Origin of the sequence: Pseudomonas sp. NPDC089530, assembly GCF_050280705.1 — a bacterium.
In the GTDB taxonomy this organism is placed as follows: domain Bacteria; phylum Pseudomonadota; class Gammaproteobacteria; order Pseudomonadales; family Pseudomonadaceae; genus Aquipseudomonas.
In genome coordinates, this window is the sequence record NZ_JBNNVU010000037.1 from 1 (window position 1) to 18,584 (window position 18,584).

14 protein-coding genes are annotated in these 18,584 nt (G+C 63.3%); 6 read left to right on the plus strand and 8 right to left on the minus strand.

What is annotated here, in order from left to right; translation table 11 throughout:
• On the minus strand, nt 1–1,818 hold a 1,818-nt coding region (ppsA, locus tag ACQKQA_RS15775), incomplete at its 3' end, for a phosphoenolpyruvate synthase (protein ID WP_427559166.1).
• A gap of 174 nt (nt 1,819–1,992) precedes the next feature.
• Between ppsA and ppsR the strand changes: the two genes are divergently transcribed.
• Nucleotides 1,993–2,811 (plus strand): posphoenolpyruvate synthetase regulatory kinase/phosphorylase PpsR, encoded by an 819-nt coding sequence (gene ppsR, locus ACQKQA_RS15780; RefSeq protein WP_427559169.1) that lies wholly within the window; start codon nt 1,993–1,995, stop codon nt 2,809–2,811.
• An 84-nt stretch (nt 2,812–2,895) separates the two neighbouring features.
• Here ppsR and prpD read toward each other — a convergent pair whose 3' ends face one another.
• The 6 genes from prpD to ACQKQA_RS15810 form a co-directional block, all read right to left on the minus strand.
• On the minus strand, nt 2,896–4,380 hold the full coding sequence (gene prpD, locus ACQKQA_RS15785; RefSeq protein ID WP_427559172.1) for a 2-methylcitrate dehydratase: 1,485 nt from the start codon (nt 4,378–4,380) through the stop codon (nt 2,896–2,898).
• A gap of 125 nt (nt 4,381–4,505) precedes the next feature.
• Nucleotides 4,506–5,696, minus strand: coding sequence for a 2-methylaconitate cis-trans isomerase PrpF (prpF, locus tag ACQKQA_RS15790; protein WP_427559175.1), 1,191 nt, complete (start codon nt 5,694–5,696; stop codon nt 4,506–4,508).
• Nucleotides 5,697–5,756: 60 nt separating this feature from the next.
• Nucleotides 5,757–8,366 carry a Fe/S-dependent 2-methylisocitrate dehydratase AcnD gene (gene acnD / locus ACQKQA_RS15795; RefSeq protein WP_427559178.1) on the minus strand — a complete coding sequence of 870 codons (2,610 nt, stop codon included), beginning with the start codon at nt 8,364–8,366 and terminating at the stop codon, nt 5,757–5,759.
• A gap of 187 nt (nt 8,367–8,553) precedes the next feature.
• Nucleotides 8,554–9,681 carry a bifunctional 2-methylcitrate synthase/citrate synthase gene (gene prpC / locus ACQKQA_RS15800; protein ID WP_427559180.1) on the minus strand — a complete coding sequence of 376 codons (1,128 nt, stop codon included), beginning with the start codon at nt 9,679–9,681 and terminating at the stop codon, nt 8,554–8,556.
• Between the two features lie 189 nt (nt 9,682–9,870).
• Nucleotides 9,871–10,767, minus strand: coding sequence for a methylisocitrate lyase (gene prpB / locus ACQKQA_RS15805; protein WP_427559183.1), 897 nt, complete (start codon nt 10,765–10,767; stop codon nt 9,871–9,873).
• On the minus strand, nt 10,764–11,486 hold the full coding sequence (locus ACQKQA_RS15810) for a GntR family transcriptional regulator (RefSeq protein WP_427559186.1): 723 nt from the start codon (nt 11,484–11,486) through the stop codon (nt 10,764–10,766). Before ACQKQA_RS15810 ends, prpB begins: the two co-directional genes overlap by 4 nt.
• Nucleotides 11,487–11,754: 268 nt before the next feature.
• On the opposite strand from ACQKQA_RS15810, the gene ACQKQA_RS15815 reads away from it, so the two are divergent.
• The 4 genes from ACQKQA_RS15815 to pabB all read left to right on the plus strand — a co-directional run bounded on the left by ACQKQA_RS15815 (nt 11,755) and on the right by pabB (nt 16,479).
• Nucleotides 11,755–12,297: an ATP-dependent zinc protease family protein gene (locus ACQKQA_RS15815; protein ID WP_427559189.1), complete on the plus strand. Its 543-nt coding sequence runs from the start codon at nt 11,755–11,757 to the stop codon at nt 12,295–12,297.
• 5 nt (nt 12,298–12,302) lie between these two features.
• Nucleotides 12,303–13,835: an inactive transglutaminase family protein gene (locus ACQKQA_RS15820; protein WP_427559192.1), complete on the plus strand. Its 1,533-nt coding sequence runs from the start codon at nt 12,303–12,305 to the stop codon at nt 13,833–13,835.
• The gene (locus ACQKQA_RS15825; protein WP_427559194.1) at nt 13,835–14,821 is read left to right on the plus strand and encodes an alpha-L-glutamate ligase-like protein; all 987 of its coding nucleotides are present in this window, start codon (nt 13,835–13,837) and stop codon (nt 14,819–14,821) included. Before ACQKQA_RS15820 ends, ACQKQA_RS15825 begins: the two co-directional genes overlap by 1 nt.
• 314 nt (nt 14,822–15,135) lie before the next feature.
• On the plus strand, nt 15,136–16,479 hold the full coding sequence (gene pabB / locus ACQKQA_RS15830) for an aminodeoxychorismate synthase component I (RefSeq protein WP_427559197.1): 1,344 nt from the start codon (nt 15,136–15,138) through the stop codon (nt 16,477–16,479).
• A gap of 59 nt (nt 16,480–16,538) precedes the next feature.
• Here pabB and thrH read toward each other — a convergent pair whose 3' ends face one another.
• Nucleotides 16,539–17,156: a bifunctional phosphoserine phosphatase/homoserine phosphotransferase ThrH gene (gene thrH / locus ACQKQA_RS15835; RefSeq protein WP_427559200.1), complete on the minus strand. Its 618-nt coding sequence runs from the start codon at nt 17,154–17,156 to the stop codon at nt 16,539–16,541.
• Between the two features lie 169 nt (nt 17,157–17,325).
• Between thrH and ACQKQA_RS15840 the strand changes: the two genes are divergently transcribed.
• Nucleotides 17,326–18,060: a phosphoadenylyl-sulfate reductase gene (locus ACQKQA_RS15840; RefSeq protein WP_427559202.1), complete on the plus strand. Its 735-nt coding sequence runs from the start codon at nt 17,326–17,328 to the stop codon at nt 18,058–18,060.
• Nucleotides 18,061–18,584 lie beyond the last annotated feature (524 nt).

Consider the following 18,584-nt stretch of genomic DNA (forward strand, 5'->3'; position numbering starts at 1 on the left):
GCGGGTTGGTCGGCGGGTCGTAGCGCAGGGGCAGGTCGCGTAGAGCTTGCCGCCGATCAGGTTGGCGTATTCGTTGGACTTGAAGTCCGACAGGCGCACGATGACCTTTTTCGGCCAGAACGCCGCCGCCAGGGTGCTGATGCCTTCGACCAGCTTGTCGACGTAGAAACCGACCGGGTCGTGGTAGCCAGCGATGCGCTTGTCGACGCTTTCCTTGATCTCCAGCGGCAGGCCCGCGTAGTTCAGCAGCGCCTTGGGGTGCACGCCGATCATGCGGTTGATGATGAATTCCAGGCGGGCCAGGCCCACCCCGGCGTTCGGCAACTGGGCGAAGTCGAAGGCGCGGTCCGGGTTGCCGACGTTCATCATGATCTTGAACGGCAGCTCCGGCATGGCGTCCACGGAGTTCTGCTTGATGTCGAAGCCCAGTTCGCCCTCGAAGATGAAACCGGTGTCGCCTTCAGCGCAGGACACGGTCACGCCCTGGCCGTCTTTCAACAGTTCGGTGGCGTTGCCGCAACCGACTACCGCCGGAATACCCAGCTCACGGGCGATGATCGCCGCGTGGCAAGTACGGCCGCCACGGTTGGTGACGATGGCGCTGGCGCGCTTCATTACCGGTTCCCAATCCGGGTCGGTCATGTCGGAGACCAGCACGTCACCGGCCTGGACCTTGTCCATCTCCGACACGTCCTTGATGATCCGCACCTTGCCGGCGCCGATGCGCTGGCCGATGGCGCGGCCTTCCACCAGCACGGTGCCGGTTTCTTTCAACAGGTAACGTTCCATGACGTTGGCCTGGGTGCGGCTTTTCACGGTTTCCGGACGGGCCTGGACGATGTACAGCTTGCCGTCGTCGCCGTCCTTGGCCCATTCGATGTCCATCGGGCACTTGTAGTGCTGCTCGATGATCATCGCCTGCTTGGCCAGCTCGCTGACTTCGGCGTCGGTCAGGCAGAAACGGGCGCGATCGGCCTTGTCCACTTCGACGGTCTTGACCGAGCGACCGGCCTTGGCTTCGTCGCCGTAGATCATCTTGATCGCCTTGCTGCCCAGGTTGCGGCGCAGGATCGCCGGGCGACCGGCTTGCAGGGTGCCCTTGTGGACGTAGAACTCGTCCGGGTTCACCGCACCCTGGACCACGGTTTCACCCAGGCCGTAGGCGCCGGTGATGAATACCACGTCACGGAAGCCGGACTCGGTGTCGAGGGTGAACATCACGCCGGCGGTGCCGGTTTCCGAACGCACCATGCGCTGCACGCCGGCGGACAGGGCGACCAGCTTGTGATCGAAGCCCTGGTGCACACGGTAGGAAATGGCGCGGTCGTTGAACAGGGAAGCGAAGACTTCCTTGGCGGCGCGGATGACGTTGTCGACGCCACGGATATTGAGGAAGGTTTCCTGCTGGCCGGCGAAGGAGGCATCCGGCAGGTCTTCGGCGGTGGCCGAAGAGCGTACGGCAACGGCCATGTTCGGGTTGCCCTGGGACATTTCGGCGAAGGCGGTGCGGATTTCAGCATTCAGCCGCTCGGGGAATTCGGCTTCCATGATCCATTGACGGATCTGCGCGCCGGTCTTGGCCAGGGCATTCACGTCATCGACGTCCAGGGCGTCGAGGGCGGCGTGGATCTGGTCGTTCAGACCGCTCAATTCGAGAAAATCACGATAGGCCTGAGCCGTCGTGGCAAAGCCTCCAGGAACCGATACACCGGCGCCCGCAAGATTACTGATCATCTCGCCCAGGGATGCGTTCTTGCCCCCCACATGCTCCACATCATGGACGCCGAGCTTATCGAGGGAAACTACGTACTCTACCAAGGTGATCTCTCCACTAACTGTGTTGGAAAAGCTCAGAAGCCGGCTGCTCGGGGGAGCGCATGCCAGCTGTATGGCCTGGACCTGGAAAATAAGTGAGAATGCGGGCCATTGGAGGCCGGCAAATCGCGCCTATCATATCCAAGATTCGTCACTAGCTTAAGGCCCAAGGTGCAAATGAAACGATCTGCTTTCTTTATCTCCGACGGTACCGGCATCACCGCTGAAACCCTCGGCCAGAGCCTCCTGGCGCAGTTCGAAAACATTACCTTCAGCAAACTCACGCGGCCGTATATCGACAGCGTAGATAAAGCGCGGGCCATGGTACAACAAATCAACATCGCCGCCGAAAAGGACGGATTTCGCCCGATTATCTTCGACACCATCGTCAACCAGGACATTCGTGAGATCCTCGCGACGTCCAATGGTTTCATGATCGACATCTTCTCGACCTTCCTCGCGCCCCTGGAACTGGAGTTGAGCGAACACTCGTCATACTCGGTCGGCAAGTCCCATTCCATCGGCGGCAACTCCAACTATATGGAGCGGATCGAGGCGGTGAACTTTGCCCTCGACAACGACGACGGCGCCCGCACCCACTACTACGACAAGGCCGACCTGATCCTGGTGGGCGTGTCGCGCTGCGGCAAGACTCCGACCTGCCTGTACATGGCCATGCAGTTCGGCATCCGCGCCGCCAACTACCCGCTGACCGAGGACGACATGGAGCGCCTGCAACTGCCGGCCGCCCTGCGCGCCCACCAGCACAAGCTGTTCGGCCTGACCATCGACCCCGACCGGCTCACCGCCATCCGCAACGAGCGCAAGCCCAACAGCCGCTATTCGAGCTATGCCCAGTGCGAGTTCGAGGTGCGCGAAGTGGAAAACCTGTTCCGCCGCGAGAACATTCCGCACATCAACTCCACGCACTTTTCGGTGGAAGAAATCTCCGCGAAGATCCTGGTGGAAAAAGGCGTCGAACGGCGCTTCAAGTAAGTTTTTCCTCGCGAGCCAGCTCGCCCTACAGGAGACAACAATCCCTGTAGGCGCGAGCCTGCCGACCAACGTTCTGCCCTGCCCTCAGATCACGAACCCATCGACGAAGCGATGCACCGCCGTGGCCTCCAGCCGCGCCTGATCCTTGCACAGGGCAAAGATCTGCGCCGAACGCTGGGCAGTGAAACGCGTGGCGAGGTTGGCCTTGAACTTGTCCTCCAATAACGGAATGCCTTCGGCGCGGCGCCGGCGATGGCCGATCGGGTATTCCACCGCCACCTGCTCGGTCGACGAACCGTCCTTGAAGAACACCTGCAGCGCGTTAGCGATGGAGCGTTTGTCGGCCTCCAGGTATTCGCGGGTGTAACGCGGCTCCTCGACCACCTGCATCTTCTCGCGCAACTGATCGATGATCGGATGGGCGGCATGGAAGCCGTCTTCATAGTGCTCGGCCACCAGGTTGCCGAACGCCAGCGGCACGGCGGTCATGTACTGGAGGCAATGGTCGCGGTCGGCGGCGTTGGCCAGTGGACCGACCTTGGAAATGATGCGGATCGCCGACTCATGGGTGGTGATGACGATCCGGTCGATCTCCTGCAGGCGATCCTTGATCTGCGGATGCAGGGCAACCGCGGCCTCGCAGGCGGTTTGCGCATGGAACTCGGCCGGGAAGCTGATCTTGAACAGCACGTTTTCCATCACATAGCTGCCGTACTTCTGCGTCAGGCTGAAGCGGCGCTGGTCCTGCGGCTTGAGCGCCAGGTCCTTGTTGGTATGGCTGAACAACACGTCGTAGAAACCCCACTGCGGCGCGCTCAACACCCCCGGAATCCCCATTTCGCCGCGCAGGGCGATATCCGCCAGGCGCACCCCACGACTGGAGGCATCCCCCGCCGCCCAGGACTTGCGCGAGCCGGCGTTCGGCGCATGCCGGTAGGTGCGCAGGGCCTGGCCATCGACAAAGGCATGGGACAGCGCCGCCAGCAACTGCTCGCGGTTGGCCCCCATCAGCTTGGCGGTGACCGCGGTCGAGGCGACCTTCACCAACAGCACATGGTCGAGGCCGACCCGGTTGAAGGAGTTCTCCAGGGCAATCACCCCCTGGATTTCATGGGCCATGATCATGGCCTCGAGTACCGCGCGCATGGTCAACGGCACCTCGCCATTGGCCACGCGTTTTTGCGACAGGTGATCGGCCACCGCGAGGATGCCGCCGAGGTTATCGGAAGGATGGCCCCACTCGGCGGCGAGCCAGGTGTCGTTGTAATCCAGCCAGCGGACGATGCAGCCGATGTCCCAGGCGGCCTTGACCGGGTCCAGGCGGAAACTGGTACCGGGCACCCGCGCGCCGAACGGCACGACCGTGCCCTCCACCATCGGCCCCAGGTGCTTGGTGCATTCCGGAAAACGCAGGGCCAGCAGGCCGCAGCCGAGGGTGTCCATCAGGCAGTTGCGGGCGGTATCGAAGGCCTCGCGGGACTCGATCCGGTAGTCCAGGACATAGTCGGCAATGTCCTGCAGGACCTGGTCGTAATCGGGGCGTTCGTTCAGATCGACGTTGGCGCTCATGGCGGTTCACTCCATCAAGGGTTTGGGGGTGGTTGCATCCTCGAGGTCAGGCTGATCGGGTGATGTTTTTATTTTATCCCCCATAGGAGCGCCGGCCGGCGGCTCCTACAGGGGGCGGTTGCTCCTTAGAACGCGTCGCCGGGAACACGCACCCAGCCTTCCATCAGCACCCGCGCGCTGCGGCTCATGATGGCCTTGGTCACGCCCCATTCGCCGTTGTCCTGCACGGCTTCGGCACCGACCCGCAAGGTCCCCGAGGGATGACCGAAACGCACCGCGCTGCGCTCGCCGCCACCGGCCGCCAGATTGACCAGGGTGCCGGGGATCGCCGCCGCCGTGCCGATGGCCACCGCAGCGGTGCCCATCATCGCGTGGTGCAGCTTGCCCATGGACAGCGCACGCACCAGCAGATCGACATCGGCGGCCTTCACCGCCTTGCCGCTGGATGCCTGGTAATCCGCGGCCGGCGCGACAAAGGCGACCTTGGGCGTGTGCTGGCGCTTGGCTGCTTCGTCCAGGTGCTGGATCAGCCCCATGCGCAACGCGCCGTGGGCGCGGATGGTCTCGAACATCGCCAACGCCTTGGGATCGCCGTTGATATCGCCCTGCAGTTCGGTGCCGCGGTAGCCGATGTCGCTGGCGTTGATGAAGATGGTCGGGATCCCGGCATTGATCATGGTGGCCTTGAACGTACCGACGCCCGGCACCTCCAGGTCGTCCACCAGGTTGCCGGTGGGGAACATCGAACCGCCGGCGCCCTCTTCCTCGGCCGCCGGGTCGAGGAATTCCAGCTGCACTTCAGCCGCCGGAAAGGTCACGCCGTCCAGTTCGAAATCGCCGGTTTCCTGCACCGCACCGTTGGACATCGGCACATGGGCGATGATGGTCTTGCCAATATTGGCCTGCCAGATCCGCACCACGGCCACGCCGTTCTGCGGGATACGCTCGGCCGCCACCAGGCCGCTGCTGATGGCGAAGGAACCGACCGCCGCCGACAGGTTGCCGCAGTTACCGCTCCAGTCGACGAAAGGCTTGTCGATGGCCACCTGGCCGAACAGGTAATCCACGTCGTGATCGGGCTTGATACTCTTCGACAGGATCACCGTCTTGCTGGTACTGGAGGTGGCGCCCCCCATGCCGTCGATCTGTTTCTCGTACGGGTCGGGGCTGCCGATCACCCGCAGCAGCAATGCATCGCGGGCCGCCCCTGGCAGCCGCGCCGCCTCGGGCAGGTCCTGCAGGCTGAAGAACACACCCTTGCTGGTGCCACCCCGCATGTAGGTGGCGGGAATCTTGATTTGCGCTACGAAAGCCATGAATTTCGATCCTGATAAAGACCGGGGGCGGCGCCTTGCGGCCCGCCCCCGGTACGTCACTTAACTGGCCACGGCCGATTCGAGGAAGTCCTGGGCAAAGCGCTGCAACACACCGCCCGCTTCGTAGATCGACACCTCTTCGGCGGTGTCGAGACGGCAAGTCACCGGCACCTCGACCCGCTCGCCGTTCTTGCGCCGGATCACCAGGGTCAGGGTGGCCCGCGGCGTGCGATCGCCCACCACATCGAAGGTCTCGGTGCCGTCGATGCCCAGGGTCTTGCGGTCGGTGCCCGGCTTGAACTCCAGCGGCAACACGCCCATGCCCACCAGGTTGGTGCGGTGGATGCGCTCGAAGCCTTCGGCAACGATGGCTTCCACACCCGCCAGGCGCACACCCTTGGCCGCCCAGTCCCGGGACGAGCCCTGGCCATAGTCGGCACCGGCAACGATGATCAGCGGCTGCTTACGCTCCATGTAGGTTTCGATGGCTTCCCACATCCGCGTGACCTTGCCTTCCGGCTCGATCCGCGCCAGCGAACCCTGCTTGACCTTGCCGCCTTCCTGGACCATTTCGTTGAACAGTTTCGGGTTGGCGAAGGTGGCGCGCTGGGCGGTCAGATGGTCGCCGCGGTGGGTCGCGTAGGAGTTGAAGTCCTCCTCCGGCAGGCCCATTTTCGCCAGGTACTCGCCCGCCGCGCTGTCGAGCATGATGGCGTTCGACGGCGACAGGTGGTCGGTGGTGATGTTGTCCGGCAGCACCGCCAGCGGACGCATGCCGGTCAGGCTGCGGGCACCGGCCAGCGCGCCTTCCCAGTACGGCGGACGGCGGATGTAGGTGCTCATTTCGCGCCAGTCGTACAGCGGCTCGACCTTGGGCCCGGTGTCTTCGTGCACGGCGAACATCGGGATATACACCTGGCGGAACTGCTCCGGCTTCACCGAAGCCTTGACCACCGCATCGATCTCTTCATCGCTCGGCCAGATGTCCTTGAGGCGGATTTCCTTGCCGTTGGCGTCCAGGCCCAGCACATCCTTCTCGATATCGAAACGGATGGTCCCGGCAATCGCATAAGCCACCACCAGCGGCGGCGACGCGAGGAACGCCTGCTTGGCATAGGGGTGGATGCGCCCGTCGAAGTTGCGGTTACCCGACAGCACGGCGGTGGCATACAGGTCGCGGTCGATGATCTCTTTCTGGATCACCGGGTCCAGCGCGCCGGACATGCCGTTGCAGGTGGTGCAGGCGAAGGCCACGACGCCAAAGCCCAGTTGCTCCAGCTCAGTGGTCAGCCCCGCTTCGTCCAGGTACATGGCCACGGTCTTGGAACCCGGCGCCAGCGACGACTTGACCCAGGGTTTGCGGGTCAGGCCCAGCTTGTTGGCGTTGCGCGCCAGCAGGCCGGCGGCGATCACGTTGCGCGGGTTGCTGGTATTGGTGCAACTGGTGATGGCGGCGATGATCACCGCGCCGTCGGGCATCTGCCCCGGCACTTCCTGCCACTGGCCGGCGATGCCCTTGGCCGCCAGGTCGCTGGTGGCCACCCGGGCGTGAGGGTTGCTCGGCCCCGCCATGTTGCGCACCACCGAGGACAGGTCGAACTGCAACCCGCGCTCGTACTGGGCGCCCTTCAGGCTGTCGGCCCACAGGCCGGTCTGCTTGGCGTAGGTTTCGACCAGTTGCACCTGCTGCTCTTCGCGGCCGGTGAGCTTGAGGTAGTCGATGGTTTGCTGGTCGATGTAAAACATCGCCGCGGTGGCGCCGTATTCCGGAGCCATGTTGGAGATGGTCGCGCGGTCGCCCAGGGTCAGCGCGGCAGCGCCTTCGCCGAAGAACTCCAGGTAGGCGCCCACCACCTTCTGCTGGCGCAGGAACTCGGTCAGCGCCAACACCATGTCGGTGGCGGTGATGCCCGGTTGCAGTTTGCCGCGCAGCTCGACGCCGACGATTTCCGGCAGGCGCATCCAGGACGCGCGGCCGAGCATCACGCTTTCGGCTTCCAGGCCGCCGACGCCGATGGCGATCACGCCCAGGGCATCCACGTGCGGGGTGTGGCTGTCGGTGCCGACGCAGGTATCCGGGAACGCCACGCGCTTTCCGTTTTCATCCGGGCGCACCTGAATCACCGGCGACATTTTCTCCAGGTTGATCTGGTGCATGATGCCGTTGCCCGGCGGGATCACGTCGACGTTCTTGAAAGCCTTCTTGGTCCAGTTGATGAAGTGGAAACGGTCTTCGTTGCGACGGTCTTCCACGGCGCGGTTCTTGGCGAACGCGTCCGGGTCGAAGCCGCCGCACTCCACCGCCAGCGAGTGGTCGACGATCAGTTGGGTCGGCACCACCGGGTTGACCTGGGCCGGGTCGCCGCCCTGGTCGGCGATGGCATCGCGCAGGCCGGCCAGGTCCACCAGCGCGGTCTGGCCGAGAATGTCGTGGCACACCACGCGGGCCGGAAACCACGGGAAGTCGAGGTCGCGCTTGCGTTCGATCAGTTGCTTCAGGGAAGCGGTCAGGGTCGCCGGTTCGCAGCGACGCACCAGGTTTTCCGCCAGCACCCGCGAGGTGTACGGCAGGGTGTCGTAGGCACCGGGCTGGATCGCCTCGACGGCCGCGCGGGTGTCGAAGTAGTCCAGCGAGGTACCGGGCAACGGTTTACGAAATTCAGTGTTCATCGTCAGGACTCGGTCACGGTGATTACAAAAGGTGGTGCTGGCCTGGCCCCCTCCCCTTGTAGGAGCGAAGCTTGCTCGCGATAGCGGTATGACAGTCGACATCGATGTTGAATGTCTGTCCGTCTTCGCGGGCAAGTCTCGCTCCTACAGGGCTCAGGATTTATCCAGTGCGTTGAGCAGCCACCATTCAGCGACGTTCGATTGGCACGAACTTGCGCTGTTCGACGCCGACATACTCGGCGCTTGGACGGATGATGCGGTTGTTGGCGCGCTGTTCGAACACATGGGACGCCCAGCCGGTCAGGCGCGAGCAGACGAAGATCGGGGTGAACAGCTTGGTCGGGATGCCCATGAAGTGGTACGCCGAGGCATGGTAGAAGTCGGCGTTGGGGAACAGTTTCTTCTGCTCCCACATGGTCTTGTCGATGGCCTCGGAGACCGGGAACAGCACCTTGTCCCCTACTTCCTCGGCGAGCTTTTTCGACCAACCCTTGATCACCTCGTTGCGCGGGTCGCTATCTTTGTAGATCGCATGGCCGAAGCCCATGATCTTGTCCTTGCGCTCGAGCATGCCGAGGGTGCCCTTGATCGCCTCTTCCGGCGAAGCGAAGCGCTCGATCATTTCCATCGCCGCCTCATTGGCGCCGCCATGCAGCGGGCCGCGCAGCGAACCGATGGCCGCGGTGACGCAAGAGTACAGGTCCGACAGGGTCGAAGCGCAGACCCGGGCGGTGAAGGTCGAGGCGTTGAACTCATGCTCGGCGTAGAGGATCAGCGATACGTTCATCACCTTCACATGCAGCTCGCTCGGCTTCTTGCCGTGCAGCAGGTGCAGGAAGTGGCTGCCGATGCACGGCTCGTCGGTCACGCACTCGATGCGCTTGCCTTCGTGGCTGAAGCGGTACCAGTAGCACATGATCGCCGGGAAGGCGGCCAGCAGGCGGTCAGTGGCGTCGTGCTGCTGGGAGAAGTCATGCTCCGGCTCGATATTGCCGAGGAACGAGCAGCCGGTGCGCATCACATCCATCGGATGGGCGTCGGCCGGAATGCGTTCCAGCACCTCCTTCAGCGCCTGCGGCAGGTCGCGCAGCTTGCTCAGCTTTTGACTGTAGGCGTCCAGTTGCGCCTGGGTCGGCAGCTCGCCGTACAGCAGCAGGTAGGCCACTTCCTCGAACTGGGCGTCGGCCGCCAGTTCGCGCACATCGTAGCCACGGTAGGTCAGCCCGGCACCGGCCTGGCCCACGGTGGACAGTGCGGTCTGTCCGGCTACCTGGCCACGCAGGCCAGCCCCACTCAACACTTTTGCTTCGGCCATTGCTCTCTCCAATCTTGAATTTGTTAGGGAATCGGCAAATCGTCAAAACCGATACTGCTCTGTGTAGCCGCTGCCGCAGGCTGCGATCGGCCGATACGGCCGCGGCGCCCTCATCGACACCGGAGGACCTTCGGTCCTGTCGCAGCCTTCGGCCGCGGCTACAGGGTTCACGGCAGCAATCAGCGCGCTTCAGCCCTTCTTCTGGGCGAACAGCGCATCGAGCTTCTGCTCGAAGGTGTGGTAATCGATGCGGTCGTACAGCTCCATGCGGGTCTGCATGGTGTCGATCACGTTCTGCTGGGTGCCGTCGCGACGGATCGCGGTGTAGACGTTTTCCGCCGCCTTGTTCATGGCGCGGAACGCCGACAGCGGGTACAGCACCAGGGAAACATCCACGGATTTCAACTGTTCGGTGGTGTACAGCGGCGTGGCGCCGAACTCGGTGATGTTGGCCAGGATCGGCGCTTTCACCCGGCTGGCGAAGATCTTGTACATCGCAAGCTCAGTGATGGCCTCCGGGAACACCATGTCGGCGCCGGCCTCGATGCAGGCGGCGGCACGGTCCAGGGCCGACTCCAACCCTTCCACCGCCAGGGCGTCGGTGCGGGCCATGATCACGAAGCTGTCGTCGGTGCGGGCATCCACCGCGGCCTTGATGCGGTCGACCATTTCCTGCTGGGAAACGATCTCCTTGTTCGGACGGTGGCCGCAGCGCTTGGCGCCGACCTGGTCCTCGATATGGATCGCCGCCGCACCGAACTTGATCATCGACTTGACGGTACGCGCCACGTTGAACGCCGACGAACCGAAGCCGGTGTCCACGTCCACCAGCAGCGGCAGGTCGCAGACGTCGGTGATCCGACGCACGTCGGTCAGCACGTCGTCCAGCCCGGTAATGCCCAGGTCCGGCACTCCGAGGGAACCGGCCGCGACCCCGCCACCGGACAGGTAGATCGCCTTGAAGCCGGCGCGCTTGGCCAGCAGCGCATGGTTGGCGTTGATGGCGCCGACCACCTGTAACGGTCGTTCGCTGGCGACCGCATCGCGGAAACGCTGGCCTGGAGTGCTCTTGTTATTGGAACTCATGACTCACCTCGTGGAGTGGCTGTCTGCTGGGCGCCGTCCTGGTAATGACGGGCGATGTTGCGTTTGGAAGCGCCGATGTGACGGCGCATCAACAACTCGGCCAGTTCGCCGTCGCGATCGGCAATGGCATCGAGAATCCGGTGGTGCTCGGCGAACGCCTGGTGCGGGCGGTTGGGCGTGGCGGAAAACTGGATGCGGTACATGCGCACCAGTTGATACAGCTCGCCGCAGAGCATCTGCGTGAGGGTGCGGTTGCCCGCGCCCTGGATGATCCGATAATGGAAGTCGAAATCGCCTTCCTGCTGGTAGTAGCCGACCCCGGCCTGGAACGCCGCGTCGCGCTCGTGAGTCTCGAGGACCCGGCGCAGCTCGTCGATTTCCTCGATCGTCATGCGCTCGGCGGCCAGGCGGCAGGCCATGCCTTCCAGCGACTCGCGGATTTCATAAAGCTCGATCAGTTCGGCATGGCTCAGGGACACCACCCGCGCCCCGACATGGGGCACCCGCACCAGCAGGCGCTGGCCTTCCAGGCGGTGGATCGCCTCGCGCAGCGGCCCGCGGCTGATGCCGTAGGTGCGCGCCAGCTCTGGCTCGGAGATCTTGCTGCCCGGGGCGATCTCGCCCTTGACGATGGCCGCCTGGATACGCCGGAAGACGTTTTCGGACAAGGTTTCCGAATCGTCCTGGGTCACGACGGGGGGATCGAACTGATCCAACATATTGTCGACACCTTTAAAATCAATGCGACAAAAACTAGCTAACAGAAGGCTTTCAGTCAAAGGAAAAATAGATATTGTCGACAATCGTCTAATAACCCTTTGCACCAGGCTGGCGCAAAAGCCCCGCCCCGCCGCTGGCGCCATAAAAACAGCATGCTAGAATGCCGCCCGCATTTGCCTGTCACATTAATAAGGCAGCATACGAGGGAGCTTGCGCAGCAATGCCGGTCGCCTTGAACTGAAGAACCCATGCAACGCACCAGGATCTATGAGACTCAAGGCCTTCTCCCTATTGCTCTGCCTGCTCGGCCTGCCGGGCCTGAGCGCCGCCGCCGGCAAGACCGTCTACGGCCTGAATGAATACGCCAGGCTGGCCGGGATCGACCTGGAAGTCGCCGCCAAGCTCGACACCGGCGCCAAGACCGCCTCCCTCAGCGCCCGCGACATCAAGCGCTTCAAGCGCAACGGCGAATCCTGGGTACGTTTTTACCTGGCCATCGACACCGCCCATTCCCACCCCATCGAGCGTCCGCTGGCCCGCGTCAGCAAGATCAAGCGCCGCGCCGGCGATTACGACCCCGATGAGGAAAACAACAAGAAGTACACCGCGCGCCCGGTCATCGAGCTGGATATCTGCATGGGCAGCGCCCTGCGCAGCATCGAAGTGAACCTGACCGACCGCAGTGCCTTCCAATACCCGCTGCTGATCGGCTCCGAAGCGCTCAAGCGCTTCGACGCGCTGGTCGACCCCAGTCTCAAATACGCTGCTGGCAAACCTGCCTGCGCCACCGACGCTCATACCGCCGAGTAACTCCAATGCGCTCTCTTACCCTCCATCTGAAAGTCCTGATCGCCATCCTGGTGGTGCTGGGCATTTCGGTCACGGCCTATCAGATCTTCGTGCTCGGCATCCCGGTGACCGAAGACGCCACCGACGACCTGTGGAACATCGACGCCAAGGTCGAGTTCGTCGCCAACGCCAAGGACCCGATCAAGATCCAGATGTTCGTGCCGCCCCTGAGCCGCGACTATGTCAGCCTGAACGAGAGCTTCATCTCCAATAACTACGGGGTGGCGGTGAACCGCGTCGACGGCAACCGCAAGGTCACCTGGTCGGCGCGCCGCGCCAAAGGCAACCAGACCCTCTACTACCGCCTGGTGCTGACCAAGCGCTACAGCGCCGAAAAAGCCAAGATCAAGGGCCCGACCTTCCGCGACAGTCTCGCCGTCGAAGGCCCGGAAAAGATCGCCGCCGAAGCCCTGCTCGCGCCGATCCGCCAGCACTCGGCCGACGTCGAGACCTTCATCAGCGAAGCCATCAAGCGAGTCAACAACAGCAACGACGACAACGCCAAGATGCTCCTGGCGGGCGATCCGTCGCCGGCGAACAAGGCCAAGATCGTCGACCTGCTGCTGTCCATCGCCCACGTACCGATGGAGAAGGTCCACACCATCCGCCTGGTCGCCGACCAGCCACAGGCCCCCGAGCTATGGCTGCGCAGCTTCAACGGCACCGACTGGCTGTACTTCAACCCGGAAACCGGCGAGCAGGGTCTGCCCAGTGACCGCCTGCTGTGGTGGACCGGTGATGACAGCCTGATCACCGTCGATGGCGGCAAGAAAGCCACCGTCACCTTCAGCCTGAACAACAGCGAAATGAACGCCATTCGCCTGGCCAAGCTGACCGACGAGAACACCGACGCCAACTTCCTCGAATACTCGCTGTACGGCCTGCCGCTGCAGACCCAGCAGACCTTCATGATCATGGTGATGATCCCGATCGGCGTGCTGGTGATCCTGGTGCTGCGCAACCTGATCGGCCTGCAGACCCTGGGTACCTTCACCCCGGTGCTGGTCGCCCTGGCCTTCCGCGAGACCCAGCTGGGCTTCGGCATCGTGCTGTTCACGGTGATCACCGCGCTCGGGCTGTCGCTCAGGTCCTACCTGGAACACCTGAAGCTGCAGATGCTGCCAAGGCTGTCGGTGGTGCTGACCTTCGTCGTGGTGCTGATCGCCGCCATCAGCCTGTTCAGCCACAAGCTCGGCCTGGAACGCGGCCTGTCGGTCGCCCTGTTCCCGATGGTGATCCTGACCATGACCATCGAGCGCCTGTCGATCACCTGGGAAGAACGCGGCGCCGGCCACGCGATGAAAGTCGCCATCGGCACACTGTTCGCCGCCTCCCTGGCGCACCTGATCATGAGCGTGCCGGAGCTGGTCTACTTCGTCTTCACCTTCCCGGCGATGCTGCTGATCCTGGTGGGCTTCATGCTGGCGATGGGTCGCTACCGCGGCTACCGCCTGACCGAGCTCATGCGTTTCAAAGCCTTCGTCAAGGCAGATTCCTGATGTTCGGCCTGTGGAAGACCTGGAAGGCCCTGGAGGCCCGGGGCATCATGGGGATCAATCGGCGTAACGCGGACTACGTGCTCAAGTACAACAAGCGCAGCCTGTACCCGGTCGTCGACGACAAGATCATCACCAAGGAACGCGCGATCAAGGCCGGCATCCATGTGCCGGAACTGTATGGCGTGATCTCCACCGAGAAGGAAATCGACAAGCTCGGCGCGATCATCGACGGGCGCAACGACTTCGTGATCAAGCCGGCGCAAGGCGCCGGCGGCGATGGCATCCTGGTGATCGCCGACCGCTTCGAGGGCCGCTATCGCACGGTGTCCGGCAAGATCATCAGCCATGAGGAAATCGAGCATCAGATTTCCAGCATCCTCACCGGCCTCTATTCCCTGGGCGGCCACCGCGACCGGGCGCTGATCGAGTACCGGGTGACCCCGGACCAGATCTTCAAGAGCATCAGCTACGAAGGTGTGCCGGACATCCGCATCATCGTGCTCATGGGTTACCCGGTGATGGCCATGCTACGCCTGCCGACCCGCCAGTCCGGCGGCAAGGCCAACCTGCACCAGGGCGCCATCGGTGTCGGCGTCGACCTGGCCACCGGCCTGACCCTGCGCGGCACGTGGCTGAACAACATCATCAACAAGCACCCGGACACCACCAACGCGGTGGACGGCGTGCAACTGCCCTACTGGGACGGTTTCATGAAGCTGGCGGCCGGTTGTTACGAGCTGTGCGGCCTGGGCTACATCGGGGTCGACATGGTGCTGGACCAGGAAAAGGGCCCGCTGATCCTCGAGCTCAACGCTCGCCCGGGCCTGAACATCCAGATCGCCAACGACTGCGGCCTGACCCAGCGCACCCACGCCGTCGAAGCCCACCTGGCAGAACTGAAGGCGCGAGGCATCAAGGAAAGCGTCGAGGAGCGCGTGCAGTTCGCCCAGGACCTGTTCGGCCATATCCCGGCGGTGGAAGGCTGATCCAGCGCCGCACTCACTGGATAACCCTGTAGGGGGCAGGCAGGTGTAGCCGCTGCCGAGCCCCGGCGAGGCTGCGATCGTCTGCGCAGCAGACGCCAAATCAGGCACCGCGCAGCGTCAGTTACACCGCGCCGGCCGGTTTACGGGGCTGTGTCGGAATGCCGCCCACCTCGATCGCAGCCTCGCCATGGCTCGGTTGCGGCTACAGGGATATACGTCGTAAACCCGGCAATCGCCGACATCCCCACTAGGAGCAAATCCTTGGGGGGACTACAATCGCCAGCCGCGCTCCTCCGATGGCTGATCCGCCCCGCATGCTGACTTGCTCCGTACACCCGCTGCCCTATCGCCCCAACCCTGCCGAGTATTTCGCGGCGATCCGCCATGCCCCTGGCGCCGTCCTGCTGGACAGCGGCCGGCCGGCGGCCGAACGCGGCCGCTACGACCTGCTCAGCGCCTGGCCGCGGGCCCAGTTGGCCGTAGCCCAGGACGAAAGCGGCGAAGACTTCCTGCAACGCCTGCGGCTGAACCTGGACCAGCTGGGCCAGGCAGCGATCCCAGCGCCTTACCAACTGCCCTTCGCCGGCGGCCTGATCGGCTACCTGAGCTACGACTTCGGGCGCCATCTGGAACGCCTGCCCAGCCGGGCCCTGGACGACCTGCAACTGCCCGATGCGCGCTTCGGCCTCTACGACTGGGCGCTGATCAGCGACCATCAACAAGGCACCAGCCAATTGGTGTTCCACCCCACCCTCGCAACGGCCGAGCGCCAGCGCCTGATCGCCCTGTTCGACCAGGCACCGGCCAGCGCCAGCGACGACTTCAAGCTCAGCGAGCCGATGCTTCCTGACCTCAGCGCCGGGCAATATCAGCTCGCGTTCGAGCGGATCCAGGCGTACATCCAGGCCGGCGACTGCTACCAGGTCAACTTCGCCCAGCGCTTTCGCGCGCCCTGCAGCGGCGACCCGTGGAGCGCCTATTGCGCGCTGCGGGCGGCTTGCCCGACGCCGTTTTCCGGGTTCCAGAGTCTGCCGGAAGGCGGCGCGGTGCTGAGCCTGTCGCCGGAGCGCTTCGTGCGGGTCAGCGACAGGCAAGTGGAGACCCGGCCGATCAAGGGCACCCGCCCCCGCGGCCGGGACGCCGCCGAAGACGCGGCCAACGCCGCCGAGCTGCTGGCCAGCCCCAAGGACCGCGCGGAAAACCTGATGATCGTCGACCTGCTGCGCAACGACCTGGGTCGTACCTGCCGCATCGGCTCGGTGCGGGTGCCGGAGCTGTTCAGCCTGGAAAGCTACCCCAACGTGCACCACCTGGTGAGCAGCGTCACCGGCGAGCTGGCGGCGCACAAGGATGCCCTGGACCTGATCGCCGGCAGCTTCCCCGGCGGCTCGATCACCGGTGCGCCGAAGATCCGCGCCATGCAGATCATCGACGAACTGGAGCCGACCCGGCGTGGGCTGTATTGCGGCTCGTTGCTGTACCTGGACGTACGGGGCGAGATGGACAGCTCCATCGCCATCCGCAGCCTGCTGGTCAAGGATGGGCAAGTCTGCTGCTGGGGCGGCGGCGGGATTGTCGCGGACTCGGACTGGCAGGCCGAATACCAGGAATCCATCACCAAGGTGAAGGTGCTGCTGGAGACCCTACAGGGCCTCTGATGCCAGCCCTGTAGCCGCTACCGCAGGCTGCGGCTACAGGGGCAAGGTGCGATGCAACCTTACAGGCTCAATTCGCGGTTCGAGGCCTTGAGGAATTCCTGCTTCAGCTCGGCGAAGCTGTGCACCGCCGGGAATTGCGGGAACTCGCGGATCACGTTGTCCGGGGCATGGAACAGGATGCCAGCGTCGGCCTCGCCCAGCATGCTGGTGTCGTTGTACGAATCCCCCGCCGCGATCACCCGGTAGTACAGGCTCTTGAAGGCCAGCACCGACTGGCGCTTGGGGTCCTTCTGGCGCAGCTGGTAACCGGTCACCCGACCGCTGTCGTCGGTGATCAGGCGATGGCACAGCAACGTGGGAAAGCCCAGCTGGCGCATCAGCGGCTGGGAAAACTCATAGAACGTGTCGGACAGAATCACCACCTGGAAACGCTCGCGCAGCCAGTCGACGAACTCGACGGCGCCGTCCAGCGGCTTGAGGGTGGCGATCACTTCCTGGATGTCCGCGAGCTTCAGGCCGTGCTCGTCGAGAATCCTCAGGCGCTGCTTCATCAGCACGTCGTAATCGGGGACATCCCGGGTCGTCGCCTTGAGGGATGCGATCCCGGTTTTTTCGGCAAAGGCGATCCAGATTTCCGGGACCAGTACACCTTCCAGGTCGAGACAGGCAATTTCCACAAGACACTCCCGTTTGTATTGGTTATTCGAGCGAGCAAAAGGACTGCCGAACTCTAGCGATTCGCCCTGGCCCGCGCAACGCAGAGGAGTACGCCAGCCGGGGACAGATTTTGTTACCATCGCCGGTATCTAGAGCGCTCAGCGCCACCGACCTGCAGGAAACCGCCTGATGAGCCCATCGTTCGACGTCGCAGAACTTGCCGCGACCTATGCCCAAAAATCCGCCCAGGACATTCTCAAACTGGCGTTCGCCGAGTTTGGCGATGACCTGTGGATCTCTTTCAGCGGTGCCGAGGATGTGGTGCTGGTGGACATGGCCTGGAAGCTGAACAAGAACGTCAAGGTATTCAGCCTCGACACCGGGCGCCTGCACCCGGAAACCTACCGCTTCATCGAGCAGGTGCGCGAGCACTACAAGATCGATATCGAAGTGATTTCGCCGGACCCGGCCAAGCTCGAGCCTTTCGTCAAGGAGAAAGGCCTGTTCAGCTTCTACAAGGACGGCCACGGCGAGTGCTGCGGTATCCGCAAGATCGAGCCGCTGCGCCGCAAGCTGTCCACCGTCCGCGCCTGGGCCACCGGCCAGCGCCGCGACCAGAGCCCGGGCACCCGCAGCCAGGTGGCGGTACTGGAAATCGACAGCGCCTTCTCCACCCCGGAGCGTCCCCTGTACAAGTTCAACCCGCTGGCACAGATGACCAGCGAGGAGATCTGGGGTTACATCCGCATGCTCGAGCTGCCGTACAACAGCCTGCACGAACGCGGCTTCATCAGCATCGGCTGCGAGCCGTGCACCCGCCCGGTGCTGCCAAACCAGCACGAGCGCGAAGGCCGCTGGTGGTGGGAAGAAGCCACGCAGAAAGAATGCGGCCTGCACGCCGGCAATATCATCAGTAAAGGCTAAGCCCTCTTTCTTCTTTTCTGTAGGAGCGAAGCTTGCTCGCGAGACGGCGTATCTGACACACCGCTTCGCGAGCAAGCTTCGCTCCTACAAAGACCTCTCTCCCCTCGAAAATCTTGTACACATAAGTGTCACCACAGGTGCCATTTTTGTGTGCACTTTCTGCCTAATCGCCCCAAAAAGTTACACCCTTCTCCCTGGGCCATTTTCCACGGCGCTCATGGCTGACGCCTGCAAAAAATAAATACCTGGTTGATCGGTCAATTTATAGTTTCCGATTTTCAGCCACTTATGAATTTTTAAGAACAAATCGAAATTATCGGGCTTAGGCTTAGATTGGGATCTGGCACGGAAGTGGCTTAAGTCGCCGGGCATATTGTATACAACTTAATAAATAAATACATACACTTCATGTCCGCAGGCCGGGTTCCCGAATCCACCTGCAGATGCCCAGATCCCAGTGACTCCCGGACCCGCGCCGAAGATTGCCGAGCCTTGCGCTCAAGCACAGTCAGCGCGGGTCCGGG

Coding starts and splice junctions, on each gene's coding strand:
- ppsR (WP_427559169.1), top strand. CDS start 1,993: ATGAAACGATCTGCTTTCTTTATCTCCGACGGTACCGGCATCACCGCT.
- prpD (WP_427559172.1), bottom strand. CDS start 4,380: ATGAGCGCCAACGTCGATCTGAACGAACGCCCCGATTACGACCAGGTC.
- prpF (WP_427559175.1), bottom strand. CDS start 5,696: ATGGCTTTCGTAGCGCAAATCAAGATTCCCGCCACCTACATGCGGGGT.
- acnD (WP_427559178.1), bottom strand. CDS start 8,366: ATGAACACTGAATTTCGTAAACCGTTGCCCGGTACCTCGCTGGACTAC.
- prpC (WP_427559180.1), bottom strand. CDS start 9,681: ATGGCCGAAGCAAAAGTGTTGAGTGGGGCTGGCCTGCGTGGCCAGGTA.
- prpB (WP_427559183.1), bottom strand. CDS start 10,767: ATGAGTTCCAATAACAAGAGCACTCCAGGCCAGCGTTTCCGCGATGCG.
- ACQKQA_RS15810 (WP_427559186.1), bottom strand. CDS start 11,486: ATGTTGGATCAGTTCGATCCCCCCGTCGTGACCCAGGACGATTCGGAA.
- ACQKQA_RS15815 (WP_427559189.1), top strand. CDS start 11,755: ATGAGACTCAAGGCCTTCTCCCTATTGCTCTGCCTGCTCGGCCTGCCG.
- ACQKQA_RS15820 (WP_427559192.1), top strand. CDS start 12,303: ATGCGCTCTCTTACCCTCCATCTGAAAGTCCTGATCGCCATCCTGGTG.
- ACQKQA_RS15825 (WP_427559194.1), top strand. CDS start 13,835: ATGTTCGGCCTGTGGAAGACCTGGAAGGCCCTGGAGGCCCGGGGCATC.
- pabB (WP_427559197.1), top strand. CDS start 15,136: ATGCTGACTTGCTCCGTACACCCGCTGCCCTATCGCCCCAACCCTGCC.
- ACQKQA_RS15840 (WP_427559202.1), top strand. CDS start 17,326: ATGAGCCCATCGTTCGACGTCGCAGAACTTGCCGCGACCTATGCCCAA.